This window comes from Actinoplanes sp. NPDC049548, assembly GCF_040676695.1.
Taxonomy (GTDB): Bacteria; Actinomycetota; Actinomycetes; order Mycobacteriales; family Micromonosporaceae; genus Actinoplanes.
On the sequence record NZ_JBFAPM010000017.1, the window covers coordinates 14,201 to 32,410 of the forward strand.

The 18,210-nt window shown below is 71.1% G+C and carries 15 protein-coding genes; 9 read left to right on the forward strand and 6 right to left on the reverse strand.

Annotation, left to right across the window (positions count from 1 at the left end):
* The first annotated feature begins 287 nt into the window (after nucleotides 1-287).
* Nucleotides 288-680 (forward strand): hypothetical protein, encoded by a 393-nt coding sequence (locus AB0J80_RS27985; protein WP_364710596.1) that lies wholly within the window; start codon nucleotides 288-290, stop codon nucleotides 678-680.
* A gap of 36 nt (nucleotides 681-716) precedes the next feature.
* Here the strand turns inward: AB0J80_RS27985 and AB0J80_RS27990 are convergent, their stop codons facing one another.
* On the reverse strand, nucleotides 717-1,847 hold the full coding sequence (locus tag AB0J80_RS27990) for an SPFH domain-containing protein (protein WP_364710598.1): 1,131 nt from the start codon (nucleotides 1,845-1,847) through the stop codon (nucleotides 717-719).
* A 27-nt stretch (nucleotides 1,848-1,874) separates the two neighbouring features.
* Nucleotides 1,875-2,114: a hypothetical protein gene (locus AB0J80_RS27995; RefSeq protein WP_364710601.1), complete on the reverse strand. Its 240-nt coding sequence runs from the start codon at nucleotides 2,112-2,114 to the stop codon at nucleotides 1,875-1,877.
* A gap of 186 nt (nucleotides 2,115-2,300) precedes the next feature.
* Between AB0J80_RS27995 and AB0J80_RS28000 the strand changes: the two genes are divergently transcribed.
* Together AB0J80_RS28000 and AB0J80_RS28005 are read left to right on the forward strand one after the other, a co-directional pair.
* A complete protein-coding gene (locus AB0J80_RS28000; protein WP_364710602.1) occupies nucleotides 2,301-4,130 on the forward strand; it encodes an arabinofuranosidase catalytic domain-containing protein in 1,830 nt (609 codons plus the stop codon).
* Nucleotides 4,131-4,310: 180 nt separating this feature from the next.
* On the forward strand, nucleotides 4,311-6,521 hold the full coding sequence (locus tag AB0J80_RS28005; protein ID WP_364710604.1) for a ricin-type beta-trefoil lectin domain protein: 2,211 nt from the start codon (nucleotides 4,311-4,313) through the stop codon (nucleotides 6,519-6,521).
* A gap of 67 nt (nucleotides 6,522-6,588) precedes the next feature.
* Here the strand turns inward: AB0J80_RS28005 and AB0J80_RS28010 are convergent, their stop codons facing one another.
* Together AB0J80_RS28010 and AB0J80_RS28015 are read right to left on the reverse strand one after the other, a co-directional pair.
* Entirely contained in the window at nucleotides 6,589-7,914 is a 1,326-nt protein-coding gene (locus AB0J80_RS28010; protein WP_364710606.1) for an ABC transporter substrate-binding protein, read from the reverse strand.
* A 110-nt stretch (nucleotides 7,915-8,024) separates the two neighbouring features.
* A complete protein-coding gene (locus AB0J80_RS28015; RefSeq protein ID WP_364710609.1) occupies nucleotides 8,025-9,509 on the reverse strand; it encodes a hypothetical protein in 1,485 nt (494 codons plus the stop codon).
* 144 nt (nucleotides 9,510-9,653) lie between these two features.
* On the opposite strand from AB0J80_RS28015, the gene AB0J80_RS28020 reads away from it, so the two are divergent.
* Nucleotides 9,654-10,190: a DUF488 domain-containing protein gene (locus AB0J80_RS28020; RefSeq protein WP_364710611.1), complete on the forward strand. Its 537-nt coding sequence runs from the start codon at nucleotides 9,654-9,656 to the stop codon at nucleotides 10,188-10,190.
* On the opposite strand, the gene AB0J80_RS28025 is transcribed toward AB0J80_RS28020, so the two are convergent.
* Nucleotides 10,157-10,906 (reverse strand): ATP-binding protein, encoded by a 750-nt coding sequence (locus AB0J80_RS28025; protein WP_364710613.1) that lies wholly within the window; start codon nucleotides 10,904-10,906, stop codon nucleotides 10,157-10,159. The two genes, AB0J80_RS28020 and AB0J80_RS28025, sit on opposite strands and share 34 nt — an antisense overlap.
* A gap of 276 nt (nucleotides 10,907-11,182) precedes the next feature.
* On the opposite strand from AB0J80_RS28025, the gene AB0J80_RS28030 reads away from it, so the two are divergent.
* Both AB0J80_RS28030 and AB0J80_RS28035 read left to right on the forward strand, forming a co-directional pair.
* Nucleotides 11,183-12,007 carry a hypothetical protein gene (locus AB0J80_RS28030; RefSeq protein ID WP_364710615.1) on the forward strand — a complete coding sequence of 275 codons (825 nt, stop codon included), beginning with the start codon at nucleotides 11,183-11,185 and terminating at the stop codon, nucleotides 12,005-12,007.
* A gap of 71 nt (nucleotides 12,008-12,078) precedes the next feature.
* Nucleotides 12,079-12,555: a calcium-binding protein gene (locus tag AB0J80_RS28035; protein ID WP_364710617.1), complete on the forward strand. Its 477-nt coding sequence runs from the start codon at nucleotides 12,079-12,081 to the stop codon at nucleotides 12,553-12,555.
* Here AB0J80_RS28035 and AB0J80_RS28040 read toward each other — a convergent pair.
* The gene (locus AB0J80_RS28040; protein ID WP_364710619.1) at nucleotides 12,530-14,617 is read right to left on the reverse strand and encodes a BTAD domain-containing putative transcriptional regulator; all 2,088 of its coding nucleotides are present in this window, start codon (nucleotides 14,615-14,617) and stop codon (nucleotides 12,530-12,532) included. The two genes, AB0J80_RS28035 and AB0J80_RS28040, sit on opposite strands and share 26 nt — an antisense overlap.
* Nucleotides 14,618-14,744: 127 nt before the next feature.
* Here AB0J80_RS28040 and AB0J80_RS28045 point away from each other — a divergent pair, with 127 nt between their 5' ends.
* The 3 genes from AB0J80_RS28045 to AB0J80_RS28055 all read left to right on the forward strand — a co-directional run bounded on the left by AB0J80_RS28045 (nucleotide 14,745) and on the right by AB0J80_RS28055 (nucleotide 18,173).
* Entirely contained in the window at nucleotides 14,745-15,671 is a 927-nt protein-coding gene (locus AB0J80_RS28045) for an aminoglycoside phosphotransferase family protein (protein WP_364710621.1), read from the forward strand.
* 31 nt (nucleotides 15,672-15,702) lie between these two features.
* Nucleotides 15,703-16,446: a DUF72 domain-containing protein gene (locus AB0J80_RS28050; protein ID WP_364710622.1), complete on the forward strand. Its 744-nt coding sequence runs from the start codon at nucleotides 15,703-15,705 to the stop codon at nucleotides 16,444-16,446.
* Nucleotides 16,447-16,625: 179 nt separating this feature from the next.
* On the forward strand, nucleotides 16,626-18,173 hold the full coding sequence (locus AB0J80_RS28055; RefSeq protein WP_364710624.1) for a helicase HerA-like domain-containing protein: 1,548 nt from the start codon (nucleotides 16,626-16,628) through the stop codon (nucleotides 18,171-18,173).
* Nucleotides 18,174-18,210: the final 37 nt, after the last annotated feature.

Consider the following 18,210-nt stretch of genomic DNA (forward strand, 5'->3'; position numbering starts at 1 on the left):
CTAACGCGAGGCCGGACGATATTGGGCGCATATGACGTTCGTGCGACGCGAGAAGGCGATGCCCTGCGATCCTCACCACGTTTGCGCCGTGAGGGCTCGCCGGACCAGGCGAGGAACGGATCCGGCGTCATGACCATGCTCACAACTTCTCCGGCCGGAGCCCCTGATCTTGTCTCACCTGATGGCGTCGTCATGGGTCGTCGGGTGATGCGGGAGTCCCGGCACCCCCTTGCGAGATCCACTTACATTCCGGGTATGAATCATCACCGCCGAGGAGGGACCCGCTGATGTCGCAGACGTGGATCGACAAGGACGCCTGGGTACTGGCCGGCATCGGAGGCGCCACGGCCGACTCGCCGACGACTCTGTCCGAGGTGATCGCCCACTGCGACGCCCTTGAGCGCCAGATCATCGAGGAGGCGGAGTTCACTGGTGCCGCGGGACGGCTCATCGCCGCGGGCCTGATCGGCACGGACGGGAGGGCGTACTGGCAGACCGCGGCGGGGCGCGAGCTCTACCTGGCTCGGGGACGTGAGTCGAAGAGCCTGCTGAAGGGCCTGCGGGCACTGGGTGATCCGCCGCAGGCCGAGCCCCTCGTGCTGCCGGTGGCGGAGTTCGACCTCGCGGCGGCCACGTACGAGGCGGAGGCCCGGCAGGCGATCGACGACATCCTGCGGTAGCGAGCCGCTCACGCTGCCGGGCCGTACGGCGCACCTTCAGGCGTTCGGGCGCGCCTCGGCCCGGTTGCCGTTGAGCGCCGCCACGTCGGTGCCGGGTGGGTTGGCGCGCAGGCCCGCGCGGATCGTCTCGAGCATCGCGGTGCCCTGTGCCGCCAGCGACGCCACCACGCTGTTGAGTCCTTCGGCGCCGTCGAGCACGGTGACGTTGGCGCCTTGCAGGCCTTGGGCGGCGGCTCGCAGCAGCTCCGGCAGCTGCTGGATGACCATCTGGTCCAGGGCGATCCGGTCCTGTGCCGCGGCTGCCTCGGCGGACAGTTTGGTGGCGTCGGCCTCGGCCTGGGCGAGCGTACGGATCCGTGCGGCCTCGGCCTCGGCGGGGCGGACCACCTCGGCGATCAGTTCGGCCTGGCGCAGCTCGGCGTTCTTCTGAGCGACGAGTGACCGTTCGACCAGCACGTCCTGCTGGGCCCGGGCCGCGGCGAGCGGGCCGGCCTGCGCGGCGGTCTGCTGGGCCTGGTCGATCTCCGCCTGGTACTGGGCCCGGGCGATGGCCGTCTGCCGGGCGTACTCCGCTTGGAACCTGGCGCTTTCCTGCTGCGCCATCGCGCTGGCCTGGTCGGCGGCGGCCTGGGCGATCGCCGCGTCCTGGTTGACTTTCGCCTGGTGCGGGGCCGCAAGCGCCCGGATGTAGCCGACGCCCTTGTCGTCGATGCTGCTGATCTGCAGGGAGTCGACCGCCAGGCCGATCCGCGCCATCTCGGTCTTGCTCGCGTCGACGATGGCGTCGGCGAGGGTCTGCTGTTCGCGGATGATCGCCTCGACGGTCATGCTGCCGATGATGCTGCGGAGGTGGCCGCTGAAGATCCGGCCGACCAGCGTGGGCATCTGCCGCTGGTCACCCTGGAAGCGGCGCGCCGCGGCGGCGATGGACTCGTGGTCGTCGCCGACCTTGAACGCGATGACGGCCTGCACGGCGAGGGTCAGGCCCTGCTTGGTGTAGCAGTCCTCGACGACCTCGGCCTCCTGCATGGCGAGGGTGAGCCGGGTGGCCTTGGCGATGACGGGCGGGACGAAGACGCCGTGCCCAGTGACGATCTTGAACGGTAACGCGTCCGCCCCGCGCTGTTTCCGACCGCTGATCAGAAGCGCTTCGTTGGGGGCGGGCACCCGGTAACCGAACACGTTGGAGCCCTTCTAGGAAGCCTCGGGCGGGACCGTCCGGGGCGCAGACGGCCATGGCTCCACGTCGACCTGACGTGCGCCACGGTTGTTGATGACGAGGACGTCCGTGCCCGCGGGCAGCGCCGTCGCGGCGTACCCGAGGTAGTAGTGCGCGATTCCTTCCACCACCACCCGCACCTCCCCGGGGAGGTCGCCGCCGCGGATCCCGATGCTCACGGTTCCCAGCTTGCCGACCACGGTCTGCCTCGCCACGGCTGCATTGTGCGCCTCGGATGCCAGAAGGGGAGCGCCAGGACGAGGTGATCGAACAAAAAGCAACATTTGTAATCGGATATTGACTGTATCAACCAGCGCGCGTAACTTCCCGTTCATAAGGTCGACCATCGTCAATGTCTGCCATGCCGGCACTGCGCAGACGGTCGTCAGGAGTGCATCCCCATGCGCAGAAACCGTTCCCGGCTCCTCGCCATCGGTGCGGCGCTGGCTCTCGTCCTCGGCACGCTGTTCGGCATGCCAGGCGCCGCCTCTGCCGCCACGTCCCTGCCCTGTGACATCTACGGCGCCGCCGGCACCCCCTGCGTCGCCGCCCACAGCACCGTGCGTGCGCTGTTCTCCGCGTACGCCGGACCGCTCTACCAGCTCACCCGTGCCTCCGACCGTGCCACCCACGACGTCGGACTGCTCGCCGCCGGCGGGTACGCCAACGCCGGTGACCACGACGCCTTCTGCAACGGCACCACGTGCGGCATCACCAAGATCTACGACCAGAGTGCCCGGCACAACGACCTGACCGTGTCACCCGCCGGAACGGCGGGGCCGGCGGACTATCCCGCCGATGCGAGCGAGATCGCGGTCACGGCCGGCGGGCACAAGGCGTACGGAATCTGGATCTCGCCCCAGCACGGCTATCGGCACTACGTCGGCTCCGGAGTGGCGCAGAACGGTGCGCCCGAGGGCATGTACATGGTGGCGAGCGGGACCCACGTCGGCTCCGACTGCTGCTTCGACTACGGCAACGCCGAGGCGCAGGTCGCCGACACCGGCAACGGCCACATGGACGCCGTCAGCATCGCGACCACCTGCTACTTCCCGCCGTGCACCGGGTCCGGGCCATGGGTCGAGGCGGACCTGGAGAACGGCATGTTCCAGGGCGCCAACGGCTCCAACACGGCGAACCTCGGCAACAACAGCACCTTCGTCACGGCGCTTCTGAAGAACAACGGCCAGACGACGTACGCGCTCAAAGGCGGAAACTCGCAGTCCGGTGGCTTGACCACCTGGTGGAACGGCGCCCTGCCCAACCGCGGCGGCTACATCCCGATGCACCAGGAAGGCTCGATCATCCTCGGCACGGGCGGTGACAACAGCAACCGCAACATGGGTACGTTCTTCGAAGGTGTGATGACCTCGGGCTACCCCACGGACGCCGCGGACAACGCGGTGCAGGCCAATATCGTGTCCGTGGGCTACTCCGGGCAGACCAGCGTTCCGAACGGTCCGAAGGGGACGATCGCCGGCCCGGGCGGCAAGTGCGTCGACGTCGCCGCCGACGACACCGGCCAGAATCTCGCCGCGGTGCAGTTGTGGGACTGCCAGTCGTACGCCTCCGACCAGCACTGGGCGCACTTCGCCGACACCACGCTGCGCACGCTCGGCCGGTGCCTCGACATCAACGGCAACGGCACGGCCAACGGCACCCAGGTGGAGCTGTACGACTGCAACGGAGTCGGCGGCCAGAAGTGGGTGCAGCAGGCCGACGGCTCGCTGCGCAACCCGCAGTCCGGCCGGTGCCTGGACTCACCGGGCGGCGCGACCGGCAACGGCACCCGCCTGCAGATCTACGACTGCAACGGATCCGCCGCCCAGAAGTTCGCCGTCAACGGCGGCGGCGCCACGGTCGGCCCCGCCGGCAGGTGCGTGGACGTCGCGGCCGACGACACCGGCGGCAACGGTACGGCCGTGCAGCTGTGGGACTGCCAGTCGTACGCGGTGGACCAGCACTGGTTCCACAACGCGAACGGCTCGCTGCGTACGCTGGGCCGCTGCCTCGACATCAACGGCAACGGCACGGCCAATGGCACCCAGGTGGAGCTCTGGGACTGCAACGGAGTCGGCGGCCAGGTCTGGCAGCAGCAGGCCGACGGTTCACTGCGTAACCCGCAGTCCGGCCGGTGCCTGGATGCGCCCGGCGGTGCCTCCGCCAACGGCACCCGGCTGCAGATCTACGACTGCAACGGCGGCGCGGCGCAGAAGTTTGCACTGAGCTGACCGAGGGCCCGGCATCCATCGAACTGCATCGAAGTGGATGCCAGGCCAGGTATTGACACAGTTGGTTCATCGACGAAACACTTACGTAACTATTCGTGAGAGCGCTCTCACGCAGAAGTCATCCGCCCTTCCCGCCATGCGGCGCAGCCGTGGGCAGGCATGAAGGAAGTAGGACGGCACATGACACGTCTCTCTGGACGGCGCGGCCGAACATTGCTCGGGGCGCTGGTACTGGTGGTGATCGCCGCGCTGGGCGTGGCGAGCTTCGATCAGAGCGCCTCGGCGGCCCCGGCCGGCAACACGATCACGGGGCCGGGTGGCAAATGCGTCGATGTGAGCGGCGACGACACCGGAGTCAACGGTACGGCGGTGCAGCTCTGGGACTGCCAGGCCGCCAGCGCGGACCAGCACTGGACCTGGAGCGGCACCGCACTGACGACCATCGGCCGCTGCCTGGACGTGGCCGGCGGCGCGACGGCGAACGGAACCCAGCTGCAGCTCTGGGAGTGCAACAGCACCGGCGCGCAGCAGTGGGTTCAGCAGGCCAACGGCTCGCTCAAGAACCCGCAGTCCGGCCGCTGCATGGACTCGCCGGGAGCGGCCACCGCCAACGGCACCCGGCTGCAGATCTACGACTGCAACGGCACCGGCGCCCAGCTGTTCTCGGTCGGGACCGACACGACGCCGCCCACGGGCACCTGCCCGACGTACTCCGACACGCCGGACTTCGGGCCGAACGTGCACATCTACGACCACTCGATGTCCGATGCGGCCATCCAGGCGTCTCTGGACAGCGTCTTCAACGCGCAGAAGGACACCGCCTCGGCGCAGTTCGCCACCCGTCGCGACGCGCTGGTCTTCAAGCCGAGCACCACGCCGTACAGCGTCGGCGCGAACATCGGATACAACACGTCGATCCTCGGCGTCGGCCAGAACCCCGACGACGTCCGGATCAACGGCGCCGTGACCGTGGACGCGTTCAACGCCAGCGACGCCGGCAACGCCACCCAGAACTTCTGGCGCTCCGCCGAGAACATGTCGATCAACACCCTCGGCGGGACCAACCGCTGGGCCGTCGCCCAGGCCGCGCCGTACCGCCGCATGCACGTGATCGGCGGCCTCAACCTCTTCCCGGCCAGCTACGGCTGGGCGAGCGGCGGCTACATCTCCGACAGCAAGGTGGACGGGAACACCGAGTCCGCGTCGCAGCAGCAGTGGTACACCAAGGACAGCACCCTGGGCAGTTGGAGCGGCTCCGTCTGGAACATGGTGTTCTCCGGCACCAACGGCGCTCCCGCGACGAACTTCAGCACTGCCGCGGCCGGGCCCCGTTACACGACCCTCGCGACCACCCCGGTGTCGCGCGACGTGCCGTACCTGTACCTCGACCCGGCCGGGAAGTACCGGGTCTTCCTGCCGTCGCTGCGGACCAACGCCTCCGGGCCGAGCTGGGCGAACGGCAGCACCCCGGGGACCTCGCTGCCGATGAGCACCTTCTACGTCGTCAAGCCGGGCGACTCCGCGGCGACGATCAACACCGCGCTCGCCAACGGGTGCAACATCTTCTTCACCCCCGGCATCTACCACGTCAACCAGACGCTGCACGTCACAAAGGCCAACACGGTGGTCCTCGGCATCGGCTACCCGACGATCATCCCGGACAGCGGGGTCAACGCCATGGACGTGGCCGACGTCGACGGCGTACGCCTCAAGGGTCTGCTCTTCGACGCCGGCACCACGAACACCGACACGCTGCTCAAGGTCGGCCTCGCGAAGTCCGGCGTGTCCCACGCGGCCAACCCGACCACGGTGCAGGACGTGTTCTTCCGGATCGGTGGCATGGTGGCCGGCAAGGCCACCAACAGCCTGGTCGTGAACACCAACAACACGATCATCGACCACATCTGGGCCTGGCGGGCCGACCACGGCAGCGGAGTCGGCTGGACGACGAACACCGCCGCCAACGGCCTGACCGTCAACGGTGACAACGTGCTGGCGACCGGTCTGTTCGTCGAGCACTACCAGAAGGACGAAGTCGTCTGGAACGGCGCCAACGGCAGGATCGTGTTCTTCCAGAACGAGATGCCGTACGACCCGCCGAACCAGGCCGCCTGGATGAACGGCACGCAGAACGGCTACCCGGCGATCAAGGTGGCGTCCGGGGTCACCACGTTCGAGGCCTGGGGACTGGGCAGCTACTGCTACTTCAACGTCAACAACTCGGTGTCCTCGGCGCGGGCGTTCGAGGTGCCCGCGGTCGCCGGGGTGAAGTTCCACAGCATGGCGGTCGTCTCCCTCGGCGGGGTCGGCACCATTTCGCACATCATCAACAACACCGGTGCGGCGGCGAACTCGTCCAGCAACAACTCCTACCTGGTCAACTTCCCGTAGGAGGGATCAGCGGTGGCCGGGCCCGAGCGATCGGGCCCGGCAGCGTCGTAGGCGTACACCGTGACGTTCAGGACCGGGGCCACGACTTCTCGATGCGGTGGAGGACCGTCGCGGTGTCCGCCCCGTTGATCCAGTCGGTCATGCCGGTCCAGAACGTACCCGTGCCGACCTGGGCGGGCATCAGGTCGGAGGCGTCGAACCGGAACGTGACGGACGGATCCGTGATCAGCTGGGCGAACAGCTTCGAGATCGGGTCGGGCAGGCCGTCGTGGTCGAGGCCCCGGTTGGCGCTGATGCCCGCCCGGGAGGCGGCGAGCGTGTTCGCGAACTGCGGGGTCGACAGGTACGCCGCGAGCATGGCCACCTCCGGCCGGTCGTTGAAGACCCCGACGAAGTTGCCCGCCCCGAGCACCGGCCGGCCCCGAGCGGGGTCGACCGGCGGAAGGTAGAAGGCCCACACATCGCCGTCCTCGGCGAGCTGGGCGGTCGCGGGCCAGGCACGTTGGTAGAACGACGACATCCGGTACATCGCGCAGTGGCGTTCCATGATCGGCAGGCCGGCCTCCGGCACCGTCGTCGTCGCGATACTCCGCACGCCGCCGTGCCCACCGTTGACGTAGGCCGGGTTCCGCAGGATGCCGCCGACCCGGTCCAGGGCGGCCACCACGCGGGGGTCGTCGAACGGGATGGTGTGCGCCATCCACCGGTCGTACACCTGGGCGCCGGCCGTGCGCAGCAGCACGTCCTCCAGCCAGTCGGTCGCCGGCCAGCCGGTCGCCGAACCGGACTCGATGCCGGCGCACCACGGCTTGATCCCCGCCGCGGCGATCCGGTCGCTGAGCGCCAGCATCTCGCCCCAGGTCGCCGGGACCGCCCAGCCCTTCTCCCGGAAGAGCTTCGGCGAGTACCACACGAGCGACTTCACGTGGGCGTCGTAGGGCGCCGCGTACAACGTGCCGTCGACGGTGCCGTAGCGCTGCCAGTCCGCCGGGAACCACTTCTCGACGTTGGCCCGCACCTGCGCGGTGGCCGGGCGCACCAGCCCCGCCCGGGCCAGCCGGGCCAGCAGGCCGGGCTGCGGGAACAGCGCCATGTCGGGCCCGGCGCCGCCGCGCACCTGCTGCTCCAGTTCCGCCTCGAACCGCTCCGAACCGGTGTACTGGATGTCGATCCGGGTGCAGTCCTCGAACTTCTCCCATGCCTTCACCAGGGAGTCCTCCTCGGCGCCCCGGACCACGGACGAGATCCGTACCGTCGTCTCGGTCTTCGCCCGGTAAGCCGCGAAGGGCGCGCAATGGTCGTCGCCCGGCCCGCCGGCGGAGCACCCCACGGTGGTTCCCAGGAGCAGTGCCGCTGCCAGGAGCAGCCGGATACCGGCGTTCAGCGCGCGCATTCCCGATCAGCCCCTGCCCCCGTCGACCGCTGCTTCGACTCCGCCTCAAACCTATGAAACCACGCGAACTGGACATAGGGTCGGGACTCCGCCGGCGGCGTCGGGCGAGGTCAGGCGCTGATGACGTCGAGGTAGCAGATCTTGTTGTTCACCGCTGCGGAACCGTTGGCGATGGTCAGCCGGCCGTCCGTCACGGCCACCACGGCCGTCCCTTCGACCCAGTGCCGGCCCGAGGTCGGCGTGCCCGACGCCAGCGGCTGACCCTCGGCCGTCAGGGAGTACGTGCTGTCGGTGGCGCTCGGGTCGCCGGCGACCAGGTGCACCAGGTAGCGGCCGTTGGGTACGGCCAGCTCCCAGCGCGAGGCCCCACCCGGCTTCTGCAGGTGGTTGAGCGTGTCGTACCGCTGGTCGGGCGAGCTCCCGGCGTTGCGGTCGCGGGTGTTGACGCTGTTGTCGATGTTCCACCCGTAGGTGAACCCGCCGGCGCGCGGCCCGTACGCCGCACCGGTGTCCGCCCGGTATCCCGTCGGCACCGGGGCGCCCGCGGGAGCGAAGTTCACCGACGCGCTGTACACCGGGGTGAGCAGGTAGGCGTGCAGGTGCCCGTCGTGCAGGCCGGCGCCGACGATCTGACCGCGGTCGTTGATGCCGTTGGCCTGCTGCAGGCTCCAGCCCGACCCTGCCGGGATGAGGTCGTCGAGCAGCGTGAGGGTGCCGGCCTGCCAGACCCACGCCCGCGGCGCAGCGCACGGGGTGCACAGCGGATCCGCCGTGCCGACGATCTGGCCGGCCGCGTTGATGGCGTTGGCGGTGTTGTGCGGGATTCCGGCCACGCTTCCGAGGCTGACCGGGGCGGTGCCGTCCCAGCGGACCGCGAGGTCGCCCTGGCCCGCACCGGCCGAGCCGACCACCGTACCGTTGATGTTGATGGCCGTCGCCCGCCCGGAGCCGTCACCGGAGAATCCGGGCAGGAAACGCGCGGCGCCGGCCTGCCAGACGTAGGACGGATCACCGACGACCTGACCGACCGCATTGATCCCGTTGGCCACGCCCAGGTCGGGCCCGAGGTCGACGCGGGAGCCGTCCGCCCGGTACAGCGTGCCGAGCGGACCGCCCTCGGAGCCGCCCGGCCGCTGACCGCCGGCGACCTGGCCGGACGGGTCGATGGCGTTGCCGACGCCGAGCGCGTTGTCGATCGTCCCCCCGAGGTCGGTGATCGCGCCGGACGCCTCCCAGCGCACCGGGTATCCGTAGCCCGTCGACGGACGCGTCGCGGTGCCGGCGATGCGGCCCGCGTCGTTGATGGCGTTGGCCCAGCTGAACTGACCGCCGGGCAGCGTACCCAGATCCGCCAGGACGCCGTTGCTCCACGTGAACCCGTGCACGGTGGCGCCGGTCGGGTTGCTGTATCCGACGACCACGCCGGCGTTGTTGACCGCCTTGGCGACGCTCAGATCACCGGTGCCCAGCGACCCCAGGTCGGTGATCGTGTACCGGGCGGCGGTGGCGGCGGACGCGACGGTCGGCAGACCCGGCACCAGCGCGACAGCGGTGGCGGTGGCCACGCCGATCAGTCCCAGCGAGCGAGCATGCATGGCGACAACCCTTCGTGGACAAGCGCGGTGGCGGTTCGCCGCCCGGGAGTGTGCGGCCAACATAGCGGCGATCTTCCGATGCATTCAAGGGCGTCGATAACATGCGGTCCCAGGCGTACGGAGGGGACGTGCGACCATGCCCCTATGCTGATCACCGTCGGGCACGGGACCGCCGCTCAGCCGGAGCTCATCGCCCTGCTTCGCGGTGCCGCGGTGCGCCGGCTGGTGGACATCAGACGTTTCCCGGGCAGCCGGGCGCACCCCCACGTCGGCCGGGAGGCGCTCGCCCGATGGCTGCCGGACGCCGGCGTCGAGTACCGGTGGGAGCAGCGGCTCGGTGGCCGTCGGCGCCTGCCGGACGACTCGCCGGACGTGTGGTGGCAGGTTCCCGCGTTCCGGGCGTACGCGGCGCACATGCGTACTCCCGAGTTCCTGGACGCGGTCGCAGAGCTGGTGACCGACGCCGGGCCCGCCTGCACCGCGGTGATGTGCAGCGAGTCCCTGTGGTGGCGCTGCCACCGCCGGCTGCTGGCCGACCACCTGGTGCTGGTCCGGGACCTTCCGGTCCAGCACCTCGACCATCGCGGCGGGTTGTCCGACCATCGGGTCTCCGCGGGTGCCCGGCTCACTGCGGGCAACGGCATCGTCTACGACGCGGCTCCCGGCAGCGGGACGACATAACGCAGCAGCACGATGGTGCCAAGGCGGCCCGAGCTGACGTGCAGCTCGGCGCACACCTCGCGGGCGAGCCACAAGCCTCGGCCGGCTCCCGGACCGGGGCGCCCTCCGCCGTCACCCGGCTGTGCCGCGATGCCTGGCCCATGGTCACTGATCTCAGCGAGCAGCGCATCGCCGGTGTACCAGAGCCGCAGCCGGCCGTGACCGCCACCGTGGCATACCGCGTTGCTCATCATCTCGCTCACGGCCAGCACGAACCGGTACTGGTGGTACACGTCGGCCAGGTGCACCGCCGTGCAGTCCCGGATCCGCTGACGAACCCGGGCGATGGAGTCGCCGTCGAAGGGCGTCGCCAGCAGTTCGGCAGCCGCCGCGGGAACCGCGGGAGGCAGATCCGCTTCGGCGGCGAAGCGCGGACGCAGGTCGTTGAGCCCGGCGGCGCGCAGCTCCCGCCGGATCGCCGGGTCCGCGGCCACGATGTCCATGTGCACACCGACGCGACGAGCCACCCGCTCGGCCTGCGCCAGGGCCTCGGCGGCCGCGGCGTCCAGCGAGGTGACGCCGTCCAGGTCCACGAAGACCACCGCCACCATGGCATGCATCACCGCACGGACGATCGCGATGAGGATGCGCCGGGCGAGGCCGGAGCCCACCGTGCCCCGTACCACCACGCGGGCCGTGTCGCCGGCCACCATGTCGCATCGCACCGGTTCCTGCACCACCACACCCTTCCCGCCCCGGGCCGACTCGGAAGAGCGTAGGCGCGCGTGAGGATCCTGGGGATACCGCCGGAGCGTGACAGTGCGCCGTGCGCCGCCTCAGGATCCGTGCCGCTGTGCCGACGGCTGTGTCATGCCGCCATCGATGAACTCGATACCCGCTGTACTCCGCACCGGCCGTACTGATGTCGTGATGACCCCGCGCTGACCATCGGGCGCGACTCTCTGCGGGCGAGCCCGCCGCTCCGGGCGGGTCGCGTCGAGGAGGAACGCGACATGCAGAAACGTACGATGGTGGCCGCTCTCGGGGTGGCGCTCCTGGCCGGTCTGGGCACCTCGGTGGCCCCGGCCCACGCCGCCGGGCCGTGTGATCCCGCGGGGCCCGGGGTGGTGCTCAATGGAACGGCCGGCCCCGACCTGCTCATCGGCACGAGCGGCGACGACGTCATCAACGGCTTCGGCGACGATGACTGGATCATCGGCAACGGCGGGGACGACGTCGTCAACGCCGGGCCGGGCGACGACACGGTCTTCGGCGGCGACGGCTCCGACGAGATCAACGGTCAGGACGGCGACGACACCCTCTCCGGAGGTGCGTGCGCCGACACCGTCACCGGCGGCAACGGCGCCGACACCGTCACCGGTGACGACGGGCCGGACACGGTGAGCGGCAACGACGGCGCCGATGCGGTCGACGGCAACGACGGCGACGACACGGTCGACGGCAACGACGGGCCCGACCGGCTCGGCGGCGACAACGGCGCCGACCTTGTCCGCGGCGGCAACGAGGCGGACACGGCCGACGGCGGCGACGGGCCGGACACGGTCAACGGCGACGACGGCAACGACGTCATCAACGGCGGCAACGGCGCCGACGTGGTGAGCGGCGGGAACGGGACCGACACGGTCAACGGCAACGACGGGCCGGACACGGTGAGCGGCAACGACGGCGTCGACGCGGTGAACGGCAACGACGGCGACGACTGGCTCTTCGGCAACCAGGCGGGCGACACCCTGATCGGCGGCAACGGCGTCGACAACGGCGACGGTGGGGCGGGCGTCGACGCCTGCACGGTCGAGGTCCCGGCAAACTGCCCATGATGACGCCATGCTGATGGCCGGCTGCGAGGCTCGGTGCACTCGACTCCCGTTCGCTTCCAGGAGGACCAGAAATGAGCGTACGCAAGCCGATCGCCGCCCTCGCAGCCGGACTTCTCGCCGGGCTGGCCCTGGCCGGCCCGGCCGCCGCGACCGACACCGGATGCGCCGGCACCGGGAGCGTCATCCACGGCACCGACAGCGACGACACCCTCGTCGGCACGTCCGGCGCGGACGTCATCTACGGGCAGGGCGGCAACGACACCATCGACGGGGGCGGCGGCGCGGACATCGTGTACGGCGGCCCCGGCGCGGACACGGTCACCGGCGGTGACTGCGACGACTCCGTCTACGGCGGCGACGGTCGCGACCAGCTGTCCGGCGGCGGCGGCAACGACACGATCACCGGCGGCGACGGAGCCGACCTGCTAGCCGGCGGTACCGGCGCTGACACCCTGGACGGGGCGGCCGGCGCGGACACCTGCGCGGACGACATCGGGGACCAGGCCAACATCTGGTACGTCGTCACCTTCCAGGGCTACCCGTGCTGAGCGGCCCCGGTGCGGGTGCGGGTGCGTCGATGGCACGCATCGCGCGCGTCCACCGCTCGAACGCGCGCCGGGCCTCGCCGTGCCGGCCCGCCTCGGTCAGCGCCTCCACCAAGGTCCGGTGCGCCGCCTCGTCGTACGGGTCGGCGCTGAGCAGGCGTACCAGATGCATCACCGCCTGGTCCGGGTCACCGGCGCGGCGGCAGATCCTGGCGAGCTCCCGCACCGCCGTCAGCCATGCGGCCCGGACCTGCTCGCGCAGCCCGTCCGCCCAGTCCTCGTACGGCTCGTCCTCGAACGCCTCGCCCCGGTAGGCGGCGTCCGCGTGGACCAGCGCCGCACGGGCCGCCTCGACATGGCCGGCGGCCGACTGCGCGGCAGCGTAGGCCACGTCGCTCAGCAGGTCCTCGGCATCCACGGAGACCTGCTCGAGCGCGAGCGACAGGCCCGCCGCGTCGGCGCGCAGGTAGTGGTCGGCGGGGGCGCGTCTGGCCGGGTCGAGGACCGTACGCACGGCCAGGAGCAGCACGGAGAGCCGGTGCGCGGTCCGTTGCGGGTCGTCGTCCGGCCAGAGCAGCTCGGACAGCTCGCCCCGGGTCACCGGGCGTCCGCGCCGGCCGACCAGGATCTTCAGGAGCGTACGGGCCTGGCGGGAGCGCCACGCGGTGAGCGGCACCGCCCGTGCCCCGAGCGCCACCTCGAACGGCCCCAGCACCCGGATGCTGACGGTGGCCGGAACCTCGTCCGGCAGCCCCCACGCGACCAGGCGGCCGGCGGCGGTCCGGCCGCGCATCCGCGCTTCGGCGTCCGCTCCGGGCAGCCGGCCGAGCAGCACGCGCATGCGGTCGGCGGCGGGCTCGGCGCCGGCCCGATGCCAGATGTCGGCCGCCTCGACGAGCGCCGCCCGTGCCACGGCCGAGTCCACCGCGGAAGCGGCGACCAGCTCGAGCGCGCCGGCCAGCGCCTCGGGCTGACGCGCCGCCCGGGCGGCGGCCACCGCCTCGGCGGCGTCCTTCTGGGCGGCTGCCGGAGCGCCCTGAGCGACCGCGGCCCAGCCTCGCCCGGCGAGCGCACAGGACGCGAGAGACGGCGGCGCGAGCCGGACCGCCTCCTCACCCGCCGCGGTGTCACCGGCGAGGCGGGCGAGGCCGGCCAACGCGGGAACCAGAACCTGCCGGTCGCCGCCCGACCGGGCCAGCTCCGCCGCTTCCTCGAACCCGGCCAGCGCCTGCTCCCGGCGGCCCAGCAGCCGGTGCACCTCGGCCAGGCCGTAGACCCCGGCGGCGGCGCGGTTGAGGTCGAGTTCGCGGGAGAGCCGGGTCGACCGCTCGAAGTGCTCGGCCGCCTCGGCATAGCGGCCGAGCCAGGTGAGTGCCTCGCCCGCGTTGTGCAGCGCGACCACCCGTATGCCGGGCGGGCTGCCGCCCGCCGACCGGACCGCGCGGGCGGCAGCGGTCAGCGCTTCGGCGTAGCGTGCCTCCCGCAGAAGCAGATCTGACTGGTTGACCAGGATCCGAGTCTGTTGCACGAGATCCCCGGCACGTTCCGCCGCGGCCAGTCCGGCCGCGAGGTGCTCGTGGCGGCGTACCCCCGAGGCCGTGACCGAGGCCGCGACCCGCGCCGCCGCCAGCGCGCGGTCGTCCCCCACCCGGGCGGCGGCCTCGAGCGCGTGCCGGGCGCTGATCCGGGCGGATGCGACATCGCCGAGCTGGCCGTGCACCGCGGCCCGGCACGCGTACAGGTGAACGTCGTCGGCGGTCGGATCGCCGGCCGGCTGCGCTCGGCTCAGCATCGTCAGCGCAGCCTCGTAGTCGCTGCGCAGATAGCAGAGCATGCTGGCGCGCCAGGCGAGCGCCGCCGTCCACCGGCCGGTGCGCTCGGCCGTGTCGACCAGCGGCTGGAAGGCGCGCTGAGCGCCGGCCACGTCGCCGGTCATCCGCAGCGCGTCGGCGAGCACCAACCGCACCGCCGGGGTCCAGCGCTCGACCGGAAGTGCCCGGATCTCGGCGACGATCTCGGCCGCCTGGCCTGCGCCGAGTCGCTCAGCGGCGTTCTGGGTGATCACCCTGAGCGAAGGTAGCGTCGGGTACCCGGGTCGGCAGTCGGCTAGTCGACGAAGGCTGTTTCCCGACATCCCCAGCGGCAGAGGAAAGCGGGTGCACCGACGGACCGGCGACCCTAGATTGCGGGGCATGGATCTCTCCCGGCTCGGCACACCGATCGGTCCGATGGTCCGCGTCCACGGCGGATACGCCAACCGGATGTACCGGCTCGACACCGACCGAGGGTCGTTCGCGGTGAAGGAGGTGAACCTCCTCGATCGACGCTGGACCTACCGCGCGGAGGAGGTGTTCCGGTTCGAGCGGGCGGCCTTCGACGCCGGCATCCCGATGCCCGAGCCGATCTCGGCCGGCCACGGCACGCTCGTCCATCGATGGATCGAGGGCGAGAAGGTGCCCGAAGCCCCGGTGCCGGCGGGATACGCGTACGAGATCGGCGAGATCCTGGGGCGCCTCCACGCGCTCGACGTCGCATGGACCGACGTCTCCACCGAGGAGCCGGTGGCACGGGACTGGCCCGAGCTCGCCGAGCGGGCGACGGCGAGCGGACAGCCTTGGGCGGGCGAGCTCACCTCCCAGGTCGGGACGTTCCTCGCGATCGCCCACTTCGTCGACACCTGCGAGCGACCGGGCCCCGTCGTGCTGACGCACAGGGACATCCAGCCGTGGAACCTGCTCTCCCGTCAGGGGCGGCCGGTGGTGCTCGACTGGGAGCTCTCGGGGAGGCTCGACGTGTCCAGCGAGCTCGGCTCGACCGCGCTGAGCCTCGCGAAGGGACCCGGCTTCGACGACATCCGGCCCGCCGTCTTCCGCTCGGTCCTCGACGGCTACGTCGCGGCCGGGGGAGCGCTGCCGCCGCCGGGACCCAGCTGGTTCGTGTACCTGGTCGGCGGGTGGCTGGGGCACACGAGGTGGAACATCCTCCGTTGCCTCGCCGGTGCCAAGGCGAGCACGGGCCCCGACCTCGCGCTGTCGCACGAGTCCGTGCGCAACGGCGTGCGCGGACTCCCCATCCTGTTCCGCCGGCTTCCGGAACTGCAGGAGCTGCTCCTGCGGTGATTCATCCGCGACAAGAGGGTATGCATCGCCCATGACGTCGGTGAAGGTGGGCCTGTGCGGAGCCGGGATGGCGCTGACGTCCTACGCGGAACGCTTCCGGGTGCTCGAGGTGCAGCAGACGTTCTACGAGCCACCTCGCGAGGCGACGCTGCAGCGATGGCGGGCCAGTGTTCCACCGGCCTTCGAGTTCACCGTCAAGGCCTGGCAGTTGATCACCCACGAGGCGAGAAGCTCCACGTACCGGCGGCTGCGGACACCGCTGTCCGCCGAGGAACGGGCCGAGGTCGGCGGGTTCCGGTGGACGCCCGTCGTCGCGCGGGCCTGGGACACCACGCTGCGCTGCGCCGAGCTTCTGGAAGCGACCGCGATCCTGCTGCAGTGCCCGGCGAGCTTCCGGCCGACCGAGCCCGGCATCTCGCGGTTGCGCGAGTTCATGTCGCGGGCCCGCCGGCCGGCCGGCGTCCGGCTGTTGTGGGAGCCGCGCGGCCCGTGGCCGGACGAGGTGGTGCGGGAGCTGTGCGAGGAACTGGACCTGACCCATGCCGCCGACCCGTTCGTGCGCCCCAGCCTGACTCCCATGGCCTACTACCGGCTGCACGGCATCACCGGCGCCCGCCACGTGTACACGGATGCTGAGCTGGCACAGCTGGCCGACACCGTGGGTGCCGGCCCGGCGTACGTGATGTTCAACAATCTGCCTCGAGCTGCCGACGCCCGGCGGTTCAGCGCGCTGGTGCGGCCGGGTCAGCGACAGCGGTTGACGTCGCCGTCGTAGTGCTTGTGGTAGGCGTACATGCACCGATGTGGTTCTCAGCGCATCGATGTTGCGGTCGTCGTGGGCGTTCGCCGTTTGCCTTACGCGACAGAGGGCAAATGATCTATTCAATCGGACGCCAGACGGCGAACACGGCGCGTGGCTGCGCGTATCTCGAGTCCGGAGCTAGGTTGAGGCACATGGCGGAAACTGACATCCCGGCTGTGGTGCGGGCCGGCTACGCATTCACCGGCCCGGTGCTCGAGCTGGGCGCTCTCGTCGTCGGCGACACGTGCGACCCCACCGCGAAGGTGCGCATCCCGCTGTCCATGGTCAACCGGCACGGGCTGGTGGCCGGCGCGACCGGCACCGGCAAGACCAAGACGCTGCAGGCGATGGCCGAGCAGCTGTCGGCCGCCGGGGTGCCCGTCTTCCTGGCCGACGTCAAGGGCGACCTCTCCGGGATGGCGGCGCCCGGTGTGCCCAGCGACCGGGTCACCACCCGGGCCACGGAGGTCGGTACGGCCTGGGAGCCCACGGCGTACCCGGTGGAGTTCTTCGCCCTGGGCGGCAAGGGCACCGGCGTGCCGGTGCGGGCCACCATCACCTCGTTCGGCCCGACCCTGCTGGCCAAGGTGCTCGGCCTCAACGACGTGCAGGAGTCCTCGCTCGGCCTGGTCTTCCACTACGCCGACAAGAACGCCCTGCCGCTGCTCGACCTCGCCGACCTCCGCGCGGTCATCCAGCACCTCACCTCGCCGGCCGGTGCCGAGGAGCTGGCCGCGCTCGGCGGGCTGTCGAAGGCCACCGCCGGGGTGATCCTGCGCGAGCTGATCGCGTTCGCCGACGCGGGAGCCGAGGACTTCTTCGGCGAGACCGAGTTCGACACCCGCGACTTCCTGCGTACCACGCCGGACGGCCGGGGAGTGGTCAGCATTCTGGAGCTGCCCAGCCTGCAGGACAGGCCGGAGCTGTTCGCCACCTTCCTCATGTGGTTCCTCGCCGACCTGTTCGACGACCTGCCCGAGGTCGGTGACGTCGACAAGCCGAAGCTGGTGTTCTTCTTCGACGAGGCGCATCTGCTGTTCCGCGACGCGTCGAAGGACTTCCTGAGGGCGGTGACGCAGACGGTGCGGCTGATCCGCTCCAAGGGCGTCGGCGTCTTCTTCGTCACCCAGACGCCGAAGGACGTGCCCGGTGACGTGCTCGCGCAACTCGGGAACCGGGTGCAGCACGCTCTGCGGACGTACACGCCGGAGGATGCGAAGGCGCTGAAGGCGACCGTGTCGACGTTCCCGAAGTCGGCGTACGACCTGGAGGAGGTACTCACCCAGCTGGGCACCGGTGAGGCGATCGTGACGGTGCTGTCCGAGCGGGGCGCGCCGTCGCCGGTCGCCTGGACCCGGATGCCGCCGCCGCGCTCGCTGATGGCCCAGGTCGACGCGGCGGTGTCGGACGGCATCGTCACGGCGTCGCCGCTGCTCGCCCGGTACGGTCCGCGCGTCGATCGCGAGTCCGCGTACGAGATGCTGCTGGCCAAGGTCGCCGTGCCGCCGCCGGCCGCACCCGCCCCGGCACCGCCCAAGGCCCCGGCGCCGGCGCCGGCCCGCGAGCCCAAGCCGGAGAAGTCCTTCCTGGAGAAGGCGCTCGGCAACTCGGCGGTGCGCGGGGCGCTGCGCAGCGCCGCCACGGCCGCCGGCCGGGAAATCGCCCGCTCCATCTTCGGTAACGCCCGCCGGCGCCGCTGATCGGCTCGTCGGACAGCACCGACCCGGGCGGAAGATC